11 protein-coding genes are annotated in these 10585 nt (G+C 34.7%); 5 read left to right on the top strand and 6 right to left on the bottom strand.

Annotated features, from left to right (window positions below; translation table 11 throughout):
* The first annotated feature begins 627 nt into the window (after positions 1–627).
* From JMW94_RS13990 to JMW94_RS14010, 5 genes are all read left to right on the top strand, one after another.
* The gene (locus JMW94_RS13990; RefSeq protein WP_201604798.1) at positions 628–1029 is read left to right on the top strand and encodes a hypothetical protein; all 402 of its coding nucleotides are present in this window, start codon (positions 628–630) and stop codon (positions 1027–1029) included.
* Between the two features lie 67 nt (positions 1030–1096).
* Positions 1097–1357 (top strand): hypothetical protein, encoded by a 261-nt coding sequence (locus tag JMW94_RS13995; RefSeq protein WP_201604799.1) that lies wholly within the window; start codon positions 1097–1099, stop codon positions 1355–1357.
* Positions 1358–1461: 104 nt separating this feature from the next.
* The gene (locus JMW94_RS14000) at positions 1462–1662 is read left to right on the top strand and encodes a type II toxin-antitoxin system RelB/DinJ family antitoxin (RefSeq protein WP_201604800.1); all 201 of its coding nucleotides are present in this window, start codon (positions 1462–1464) and stop codon (positions 1660–1662) included.
* Positions 1659–1943 (top strand): BrnT family toxin, encoded by a 285-nt coding sequence (locus JMW94_RS14005; RefSeq protein ID WP_227685539.1) that lies wholly within the window; start codon positions 1659–1661, stop codon positions 1941–1943. Before JMW94_RS14000 ends, JMW94_RS14005 begins: the two co-directional genes overlap by 4 nt.
* Positions 1930–2226: a hypothetical protein gene (locus JMW94_RS14010; protein WP_227685540.1), complete on the top strand. Its 297-nt coding sequence runs from the start codon at positions 1930–1932 to the stop codon at positions 2224–2226. Before JMW94_RS14005 ends, JMW94_RS14010 begins: the two co-directional genes overlap by 14 nt.
* 18 nt (positions 2227–2244) lie before the next feature.
* On the opposite strand, the gene JMW94_RS14015 is transcribed toward JMW94_RS14010, so the two are convergent.
* From JMW94_RS14015 to JMW94_RS14040, 6 genes are all read right to left on the bottom strand, one after another.
* The gene (locus JMW94_RS14015) at positions 2245–2754 is read right to left on the bottom strand and encodes a plasmid replication DNA-binding protein (protein WP_201604801.1); all 510 of its coding nucleotides are present in this window, start codon (positions 2752–2754) and stop codon (positions 2245–2247) included.
* 189 nt (positions 2755–2943) lie between these two features.
* Positions 2944–3981 (bottom strand): Abi family protein, encoded by a 1038-nt coding sequence (locus tag JMW94_RS14020; protein WP_201604802.1) that lies wholly within the window; start codon positions 3979–3981, stop codon positions 2944–2946.
* Between the two features lie 184 nt (positions 3982–4165).
* A complete protein-coding gene (locus JMW94_RS14025; RefSeq protein ID WP_201604803.1) occupies positions 4166–5860 on the bottom strand; it encodes a hypothetical protein in 1695 nt (564 codons plus the stop codon).
* A gap of 5 nt (positions 5861–5865) precedes the next feature.
* Entirely contained in the window at positions 5866–8397 is a 2532-nt protein-coding gene (locus JMW94_RS14030) for a hypothetical protein (RefSeq protein ID WP_201604804.1), read from the bottom strand.
* Between the two features lie 300 nt (positions 8398–8697).
* Positions 8698–9642: a replication initiation protein RepM gene (gene repM / locus JMW94_RS14035; RefSeq protein WP_201604805.1), complete on the bottom strand. Its 945-nt coding sequence runs from the start codon at positions 9640–9642 to the stop codon at positions 8698–8700.
* A gap of 611 nt (positions 9643–10253) precedes the next feature.
* Positions 10254–10585, bottom strand: a 332-nt coding sequence (locus JMW94_RS14040; RefSeq protein WP_201604806.1) for a hypothetical protein, incomplete at its 5' end; no start/stop codon positions are given.

Consider the following 10585-nt stretch of genomic DNA (forward strand, 5'->3'; position numbering starts at 1 on the left):
CTAATATCTCCTTTCATAAACTGAAGGTCTTCAAGAAAGTTATTGGTATCTGACTCCAGCTTTTTCTTTAAGTAGCCACCAGGCGTTTGCCCTGCCTCTGCTGCTATCGCTTCTAGTTTTAGGTAGATTTCTGGTTTTAATCTAAATGATACGATAGGGGTGCTCATGATTATCCTTGTTTACAGATTGTAGACAGTAATATATCATAAAAATCAGTTACTTAAATCAAATTTGTAAACATTTTGTGTACAGAAAAAAGCGTCTTAAATCAGGTAAGTTACTGATTCAAGACGCTTTTTTTCATCCCGAGAGGGTGCGTAAGGTGTAGTCATTAAATTGGATAATTTAATGACCAAAAAGCAGGTAGAAAAATCGGTTATTTTCTACCTGTAGTAAGCCTTTTTAGCTAAAAAGGCTTATAAGAGCGTTACGTTAGTAAATCATTAGTAAAAGGGTAGCAAATCGTTAGCTAGATATGAGCAATTTATGAGCAATTACTGTATGATTGATTAAAAGTTAGTAAATCGTTAGCAAAAGGGTAGTAAATCGTTAGTTAAATATGAGCAATTTATGAGCGATTTCATAATTGAGGTAATTGACTTCAAGAATAGATGGGGATAGGAATTTATGGCTAAAAGAACAAAATTTTCTAAATTTCGTGATCTTTATGAGGTGATCGAAGAGCTAGCTGTTTCATATACCTATGAAGGTGTGGTTGAGATATTAGCTGAGCGCCATGATCTCATTCTAACGACTGGCACACTGACCAATTATCTTTACCGCTATAGAAAAGAATCAAAGGAATTATCTGTCGCTACAGATAATTCTAGCAGTAAGGTTGAAGTTAAGCCCGAGGTAAGAAACCAAATTTTTGTTGACTTGTCTTCTAATGATTCAATCCAAGAAAGTAATACAGATGGTAGTGATGAACCATCTGTACAGCCCACGCATGAAGAATTAGATACGGCTATGAAGAGATTTGAAGCGAAGCTAGCAAATAAAAGAAATAGATCTCTTTTTGATAAGTAAATGATTGATATTAAATAAATAAAAATTTCATAAAGGGACATTTTCCGAGTGTAAAAAGGAGTAATTTATGAGTATTGAAGGCATATCAGTAGCAAGTAACCATTTCATGATGTTTGAAGAGGCGCAACGAGAATACTACTGTCAAATGGGGCGTCTTAACACCTTTGGTTTAGAAAACGAAGCTCATAGCGATAGCATACTTAAAAAGATGTTTGAGCTAAAAGATGAGGAAAGTATGCTAAGAGAATATAGCGCGAGCGAACTCTACGTCATACAAAAACAGCTAGAACAGAAAATTGATGATTTCCTGCGTGAATTGGATGAGTAGCGCGTTACTATCACTGTTCGTGAAAGACCAAAACCCTAAAATTATTGAATTGACAGTACTTATCGCTTATATTAAGGGTACATAAATAAGCGATAAGTACTGCTATGAGCACAACCAATTATAATATTCGTCTGGATCAAGAATTAAAAGATAAGGCGTTTTCGGTGCTTGAGGGCTATGGTTTAACGCCTTCGCAAGCGATTAAGTTATTTTTGCATCAGGTAGCAGAAACCAATAGCATACCGCTGTCTTTTGATTATCAGGTAATACCTAGCACTAATATGCTTGAAGACGGTAATCAATGATTGAATTTGAATGGGATGAACAGAAAAATAGCAGCAATCAACGCAAACATGGCTTATCCTTTGAAGAAGCAGCTCGGGTATTTTTTGATCCTTTGTGTTTGCGTCAGCAAGATCGATATGAAAATGGTGAAGAACGGTGGCAAGCGCTTGGTGCAGTGAATGGGGTGGCGGTATTACTGGTCGCTCATACTCAAAGAGATAGTGAGGGTGGTGAGGTTATTCGTATCATATCAGCACGACCTGCCACTAAGATTGAAAGGAGGTTTTATGAACAGGGTTAGCTATAAAGCAAATGAGTTACCGTCTTTAAGCGCTGAGCAAGAAGCCAACTTGCAACGATTGGCGATGCTTTCAGATCATGATATTGATTTGTCTGATATGCCTGAAGTTACCGATTGGTCGGGTGCGACTCGTGGTAGCGTAGTAACATCTGATTCTATAGTCGGTGCCAGTATCGTGAGTCCTAGTATCATTGCTAGATTCCAGGATAAGGCAAAGAAGACCGGCGGAAACTACCAAGATATGATTAACGATGCGCTAGAAGAGTATTTGTTAGATCATTAGTCGATAAGATCACAACGTTTAAAATTCCCACCACTTTTTTTTCTTCTCAACCGTAGCAACGGTTGAGTCGTCTGTTTTTTCTTGCTCTTGTTCAAGTGGTGGCTCAGAGCCCATTTCGGCTTTTTTAAACTCCAGTAGTCTCACCTGAGCAAAATCCTGGATACTGGCGTTGGCTTTATCCAGCGTTTTGTTGAGCTGACAGATCTGCTGCTGATAATTCTCTATCAACTTCTTTTGATCGCTCACTTGTTGGCTGAGGTGTTCGCTTTTGAGCTTTTCAAGCGCTAATTGGTGTTCAATGTCTGTATTATTCTGAACACTTTGACTGTTCAGTGGTGAATTGTGGACAGTGTTCACTGAACGTTCAGTACGTTTTTTAGAAATTGGCTCACCAAATACTCGCAACATTTCTGAAACGTCTATTTTCTTGTCTGCGGTTCTGGATAACTGACCGTTATGGACTTTCTGATAGATCGTGGTTCTTGATACACCCCATTCTTTTGCTGCTTTTGTCACGGATATGTTCATGGTTCACCTAGTGTTCAAGTACGTTTTTAGAACCTGTACAGTGCAACTGTCCAGAACGTTCAGTGAACAACTATGACACTAACCTACCTTTGTGGCAAATCAATCATTCAGACGTAAAAAAGCCATCATTAATAAGACGGCTTTTTTATAGCATAGACTATATTAGAAAAAATAGTGATAGCTACTATTTTAGCTTAATGCTTTATCCCAAAATGGGTCTTCATACCATAGATCAGGCATTCCCATATTAGCCTTGGAGGTCAAAACAAATTGACTATCTTCGATTAAACATTTAAGACGTTTTGCCCATGTTGAATTAGGACTAATTTTGTAAAGTAGAGTCTGTATAGCCACTAATACTGTATAAGTACGTTTTTTATAGTTGATCGTACTATTACTTAGAATAACATCGTTTTCTAGCCATTGAATTGAGTCTGATGTCGGTATTACGATACTGCGCCCATGCTCTTTATTCCAAAGCCTACTATGATGAGCACAGATATTGCGGAGATCATTAAAACTCTTTATCCAAGACTCCAAAACCTTAAGATTTAGTCCTAGATTTTGAGCAATTTCCTTTTTATATTGATTCGAGACTAGACCACAATAAAGAAAGCTTAAGTCGCCCCAAGTTAGCATCTCAATCATCATCCAGGCAGGGGGCAACTTAGGGGTATCATATCTCGATAAGTAATGTCTTAAGAAGTTTTCTTTTCGTACTTTATCCTTCAATATATTCTTTTCTTCTCGTTCTATCGGCCGCTTATCTATAGCTTTCTCATCACGTTCTAAGCGTTTTTTTTCACTCAATAACTGCCTTTCAATGTTCGCAAGTAAACGTTTATGTTCGTAACTAGGCTGAAAATGCGCTTCATCGGTATACCAGAAAGCATCATTAGATCGACAACATAGTACATGACAGACTTGCGCTCGTATTGCAACTTCAATGCGTTCAATAGCATCCATGACCAAAAGACGCAATTCTCGATCAAAAATATATAGGCTTAAAACATCATCGAAGGAGGTATTTTCTTTAAACTGATGCAGTGTAGATGCGTTGCTTAAGGATGTTCTTTGAAAGGGAATTGTATAAGCGGATAGACGATAATAGCCTATGAAACTGAGATAGCGTTTTGCGCGCTCATGATCGGCAACAGCTAACCCACGCTCTTGCCACTTACTAAGATGTTCTTCATGATCTTTTACTGCTTTTTTGAATTCAATCATAGCTATTTCTTAGGCAAAAAAAACCTGCCAATTTGTGCGTAATCAGATAAATCTGACCATAGGCATAGCAGGTATGTTGATTTATTATACTATAGTATATATATATAGTCAAATTAAATTATATCTAGATGTTATGACGAATAATTTTACAAAGAAGAAGATATTTAAGATGGTTTCATTATTCTCAATGCGTTTGATTTATTAGATCTATAACTCTACTTAAGTCATTCTTCTCTTTTGAAAGAAAAATTGTAGATACGTCAGGAGTTATTTTAAGTGGTAAGTTCGGCCACTTCTCTAATGTTTTCCTTCCGAATGGATGTATAGCGATCACAGACTTGATAGGGTGCTTCTCTAGAATGCCATCGACTGCATTATAAACAGCAAAATTGCTAAAGTACTTTTTATATAGTTCATCTAACACATTATATTGTTGTAATGTATACGAGCTACTATACTTAGAATCTAGTATGAAGAAACTAACATTCTGTTCATTGTACTTAGTAATGATAAAGTCCGGATTATAATAGTTGTATCTTAAGCTAGAATCATTCTTGTTAAGCGCTATTAATTCATTATGGCGAGTTTCATGGGTATACCCCGTAACTTTCCGATCATAGTAAACATCTAAATCACTGTCCTCTTTATAGAAGCTAACCCTAGTAGGGATAAAATCTTTAAAAAAGCTATGATTTTCAGAGCTTCTTGCTTTCCAGCCGTCTGCATGTAAAGCTTCTATTATCTTATAAAGTGAGAACAATTCATATATTTTGGAAGTAGATCGTATTTTAGTTAGGTTCTGGTCAACTCCAATATTAGGACTTGCTAGGGAATACCACTCACTCATTTTTTTATAGATATTTAAGTAGAAACTTGATTTCCTTGCAAACGGAGTTGCTTTTGGCGGAATAAAGCCCTTAAATTTTACTTGCAACTTCTTTGTGAATAATAATATTAATCTATCGATATCTGTTACTAGATTGTCTATCCTTTTTTCCATACCATCTGTTGTTATTTGGGCATACATATCCTCTATAGAGTAGATTTTATACCTAGGAAACGGTTTTATTTTTTCATATTCCTTATCATAATTTAATGACTTTATTCTATTATTAATGGTATTTGATATATCTGTTAAGGTTTCTCTGATCGATATCAGCCCTCCCAATAAAATTCTATTTTCTTCTAAATCATAAGTATCAACATAGTTTTCTCTTTTTATATTTTCTAATGAGTATATCTTACCAAACAAATTAATTGAATTCTGAGAATAGCCTTGTTGCAGCTTATCTATATTATCAATTATATCGTGTGGATTTATGTTGTAATAATTTTGATTGTTAACATCTTCTTTAATGATTTGCAATCTATGTCTTAGTACTCCCTTTAAAGCTCCCCCATTAATTAGAAGGGTTTCAATTATCTTCTCTGCTAGTGTTATTATCGATTCAAAACTAGCCTCAAAAGCTCCTTCATTATTAGATTTATACTTTGTTCTAGATAGACAAACATCTAAAATATGTTCATTGTATTTTAACAGATAAGACATCATGCCTTTGATTTCTTCAAACCTATCGTGATTTGTAAATACATTAAAAGTTATACTTGTAAATTCTCTGCTTCCATTGAAAAACCTTACAGTGCTATACCCAAAGCTTTCCCGGAATAGATTGTTCGCCTGTGTTTTTGTTCTATTCCCTGGCTCTGATATCATAAGTGGAAGAGTGTAATCCTCTAAAAAAACTTCGATTTTAGAGGAAAAAAACTCATCATTTTCAGTATTGTCTATTTCAAACTCAATAAGGTCAGTATCAGAAACGTTAACTACTGGTGTTATTTGGGTTTGGTTGTTGTTTACGTAAAGCTTTATATTAATCATTTACGTTACCAGCAGAAAAAATCATAAGTGTCTAAGTCGGCGCTACCGTTGCTAATAATAATTTCTAAATAGTTGAGAGAACGCTCTAATTCGTTTTCTATTAATATCTCACTTAATTTTTCTAAACGATTTTTAAAGTTTTTTCCATAACCTTTTATTAATGGAAGTATCAGCTGTAAGGTTGCATAGTCAAAAGCTAGCAACTCTTCGTCTGCTGAAAACTCTCTCATTAAAGGTCTTGCTTTATTACAGTACTGTCTAATGGCAATTTCTTTTCGACTACTTATTGTTATAGGTTTTCCAAGTCCAGTATCTCTAAGTTCAAGTATATTTTTTATCTTCTCATAAACTCTATTCTCACTCTCGAAGTTAGGTGTCTCTCCGACGTTACCGAAGCAGCTCTCCATCATTTCGTATGATATAGGTGTTTCCACTGGAGGGGGCGCTATAACATCCTGGTTCTTATTGACTTTAATGGAATTTGGCTCTAGCACTATAATTGGAGATCTGTCTATCAGACGTGGTGATAGATTCTCTGTAGTACTATCATAGTTAATAGTTGCTAGAAATCTTAGGTTATTTGGAATTCTAATTTTTTCATGGCCTAGTGTTATCTCTTTTTCATCGCTGTTAGGGTCAGTAAGCCCCATAAATGAAGACCAATAGTGCTCCATCGGACTTAAGTTAGCTTCGTCTAGTAATACCATTGAAAGAGGAGGAACTAGCTCTTTATCTTTAGACTCTTTACTTAACGCACTTAAAAACTCATACATACCTGTACTACTGCACTGAAAATTGTTAGAAATTGGGTTTAAAAAACCAATTAAGTCTTTTTGCCCAGTCCAACCTCTTGCAACAGGTACATCTAAGAACCGTTTGTCCTTAATGCCATAAATATCAGCTATAAGCCTAGCTAGAGTGGTTTTTCCACCACCTGGCAACCCTGCTAAGAAGCAAATAAAAGACTGTTGCAGAGTGACTACTACATTAATAGTGTCAAGCATTGATAAATTTCTATTTTTCTGTATCAAGCTATATCTTATATGGCTGAGTATATTTTGCGCTGTAGTATTGGAAATATCATTTTTCCCCACTTCTTGTGAGATATCTCTAAACTCTCTATCATGGGACACACCAACATTACCATTAATCGCCTCTACAAAAGGCTTAAGGTTAAAAAGCTTTGAAGTTAGTTCATTTGTACTTTTATTATAGAGATCCTTTAGGTTTTTTATTTCATTTTCAAGAATTATCTTTCTTTTAAATTCATATTCATAGCTTTTATTTATATCATCAAAATCTTTTTTCAACTCATCTAGTGTATTATAAGCATTATACTCTTCTAATAAGGGAGCTATCTTATCTTTCAGCTCTTCTATATAGTTTTTCTTACTCTCTATCTCCTTATTTAATTCATCATGTTCTTGAAAATCATCAAGAAAACCATCTTTCATTTTTATTTTATTTTTAGATTCAATTTCCTTACCTAGATTAACTAATTCTAACTTATTCCTCTCTATTTTTTCCCTTAAACTTGATAGTTCTGCGCTCTTTTCCCTACAGCTTTCTTCTATATTTTCTTTATAACTATCCTTGATACTAGATAAGTATTCTTCTTTATTTTTTTCTATATGTTTTTCTATTAACTCTTCACCTACTTCACTACGTAAAAATTTACCAAGTTGATCAATTACATCATCTTTTAATACTTTGCTGTTGTCGTATATATCATGTATTTTACTAAGTCTTTTAACGATTATTTCATGTTCATCTACTGGGAATTTTTTTACTATATCCTCTAAAGAGGATATGTCTAGTTTTTTACTACTAAACCCCATTTCTTTCGCTATTTTTATAAGATTACTTACTATTTCATCATCTGATGAATAGTCTTCTTGTGATAATTGGCTATCATTATGTAGTTCAGATACATTAGTAAAGTAGTAACGTTCGCCCTCTTCAAGTGGACAATATATTGCATACCGTTTTATATCTTCAAAGAAACCAGTATAAATATGACCTTTGATAAGTTGTTTTCCTGGTATAGGTGCGTCTACTTTTTTTAATAGTATCGTATCTCCACCCTCTAAATCCCATCGAAAAGGACCATAACATAAGCCTGAGTCATTTAAGTAAATATATTTCGTGCTCGGAAGAAAGTCGATTCTCACGATCATTGAATTAGGATTAGGTAGGGAGCTAGCAATTATTTCAATCAATTCACCAGGTTTTAAATCAGCTGTTTTCGTTCCTAACGTAATATATTTACAATTTCTATCTGAGCCAGCTTCATCAGGGCGATACTGCTTAGACTCAATAATAACGACTTTAAATAGTTCAAAATCATCATAATTGCTGTTTATATCTTCGAATCCACCAGTGACGAACACCTTACCTGAAGCACAAAAGCTATCATCATATAAAGGAGTATATGAGTCGCCTCTTTTTTCAGCCACTGCTCTTACATAGCCTAAGTGAGGCTTGGTCTGAGGAGTAGTTAACTTGTAAACGATTATTTCTTTAGAATAACTTTCCATTATTGAATACTTACTATTGATGTTTGGAAGATACTATAGATCCTTAAGGATCTATACAGAAGGTTTTTAGAAAAATATAGAATACAGTTTCTTTGTATAGGTTATGGCTATTAGCTATATTATGCTGTAACACAGTATAACTTGCTCATATAATCACTCAATATCCAGCGAACCTGATGAACTATTATTAACAGCTCGCTGATTTACTTGAAACAGTCAGTAATACGAACAGGGTTAAACTATTATAAAATAGTCATAGCACCCACCGGATACCATAACTATTTAAAATACTTATGAGACTCAATATTCGAGATACTCTCTAATTGGCCGCTTCGTAAATTGAGAGGCATTTTTTTTAAGGCGATTAATCATCTCAAATTCCCACGCTTTAGGATCCTGACCTGCTGGACTGGTAGAGCTCACTAAATGATTGTAATCCGCTATAAAGCTAGGGTTGCGAGTAATACGTCCTAGTTGCTTATCGCTAAGACCTTCAATAGTAGTTATATCGCCATCATTAGCAATTTTAGTAGCAGTTTTTTCTTTGTTTTTTTTCACTTTAAATTTGAATATAAAGCCTACAATTGCACGTCCGTCTTTATATTGGTCATACTCAGCCTGAATATCAGTATGCTCATTTATTTGTTTAATTGCATGGTCCAGAACTCGTGCCTTGAAGTTATTCATTTTCTTATACTGCTGAGGCTCAACACCTAGCTTCCTACGTAGATCATCAACCGATATCTTGTTGGTTTTACCAACAGCTTTCCATTGCATCATTAACTCATAAAGCCTTATTGAGTATTCGCTTTGCAATTCGCTAACCTGTTTTAATTCATATTCTGTGTATTGCTCGCTAAGTCTTGTTATTAAGGGAATAACAGCATCTGTAAATTGCAGCTCAACCATACCAGCGTCGTCAATATAGCTTATTTTTTGTACCCACCTAATGACATGGAGAGCCAGTTTTCCTGTTTTTTCATGAATATCTTCATACTCAAAATGAGCATCAAATAGGCCACTTGTAGCACTTTTCAATGCATCGTATGAAGTATTTTTTTCTACCTTAAACTGTTCTTGATAGCTCTTTGCTCTAATATTTAAAACACCTCTAGCATCAATCAATTGTTTTTGTTCTCTTGCTTCAATAATTGCTAGGAAGATAAGGCGCTGCTCGGGTATACCAAGAGAGTAACTAGCACTAATTAATTTGTTGTCTTTAGCGATTAACTGCTTATCACTCATTTCATACTCTCTATAGTGAACAATGAAAGTACTATACCTTATAAAGCTACATATAATCAAACATTGTAGCTTTATGGGTCGATAGACGTAGCTTTATGGGTCGATAGACGTAGCTTTATGGGTCGATAGACGTAGCTTTATGGGTCGATAGACGTAGCTTTATGGGGGTTGTATCCTTTTATTGTCGGGGGTTACAGAGGGCGTAAAAGCTTTTAAAAGTATTTAAAAACATTAAAAACCTTTTTGGCTATTAATGATTAAAATAACAAAAGAAAAGAAAGGTAGAAATAGTAATTAATTGAATATTAGTAAGTTCAAACTATTTAGAAACGATTATTAATGATATAACTTTATAGTGATAAAACCATCTTATTTGGCTCCCTATAACCTTCTAAGCATCATTTGACATGATGGTAGGTAAATTATTTCGAACACCTTTAAGTGGCAAATAAGCGCTTATACAGCCAAAAATTTGTTTAGAACAGCTAATATTTGTGGAAGATAGCTAGAGTTTTCATCAATCTGCCAATAGTAATTAATCTTTAGCTATTAAAAGGCTTCTCAAAAAAGCCCTTGTCTCAGCTGAGACAAGGGCAATCTATATTTAATTACTAATCCAAACTATTGTAGGCTTTAATTCCTGCTTTATCGACCAATCTTTGAGCATTGCCAACTTTGTTAGGTGCTGCTACCTCTCTTAATATCAATAACGATTCTAGTACTATTGGCATCAAAGCCTTGACCATATCATTCTGATTTGATGTATTCTCTACCGATTTTGATCCTTTATCATCTGACTGCAATAAGTGCAGAATTTCACTAATATCTCCTTTCATAAACTGAAGGTCTTCAAGAAAGTTATTGGTATCTGACTCCAGCTTTTTCTTTAAGTAGCCACCAGGCGTTTGCCCTGCCTCTGCTGCTATCGCTTCTAGTTTTAGGT

Source organism: Psychrobacter immobilis (genome assembly GCF_904846185.1).
GTDB classification, from domain to species: Bacteria; Pseudomonadota; Gammaproteobacteria; order Pseudomonadales; family Moraxellaceae; genus Psychrobacter; species Psychrobacter immobilis_B.

Bases quoted from the DNA above. Each gene is read 5' to 3' on its own strand.
- JMW94_RS13990 (WP_201604798.1), top strand. From the start codon at position 628: ATGGCTAAAAGAACAAAATTTTCTAAATTTCGTGATCTTTATGAGGTG.
- JMW94_RS13995 (WP_201604799.1), top strand. From the start codon at position 1,097: ATGAGTATTGAAGGCATATCAGTAGCAAGTAACCATTTCATGATGTTT.
- JMW94_RS14000 (WP_201604800.1), top strand. From the start codon at position 1,462: ATGAGCACAACCAATTATAATATTCGTCTGGATCAAGAATTAAAAGAT.
- JMW94_RS14005 (WP_227685539.1), top strand. From the start codon at position 1,659: ATGATTGAATTTGAATGGGATGAACAGAAAAATAGCAGCAATCAACGC.
- JMW94_RS14010 (WP_227685540.1), top strand. From the start codon at position 1,930: ATGAACAGGGTTAGCTATAAAGCAAATGAGTTACCGTCTTTAAGCGCT.
- JMW94_RS14015 (WP_201604801.1), bottom strand. From the start codon at position 2,754: ATGAACATATCCGTGACAAAAGCAGCAAAAGAATGGGGTGTATCAAGA.
- JMW94_RS14020 (WP_201604802.1), bottom strand. From the start codon at position 3,981: ATGATTGAATTCAAAAAAGCAGTAAAAGATCATGAAGAACATCTTAGT.
- JMW94_RS14025 (WP_201604803.1), bottom strand. From the start codon at position 5,860: ATGATTAATATAAAGCTTTACGTAAACAACAACCAAACCCAAATAACA.
- JMW94_RS14030 (WP_201604804.1), bottom strand. From the start codon at position 8,397: ATGGAAAGTTATTCTAAAGAAATAATCGTTTACAAGTTAACTACTCCT.
- repM (WP_201604805.1), bottom strand. From the start codon at position 9,642: ATGAGTGATAAGCAGTTAATCGCTAAAGACAACAAATTAATTAGTGCT.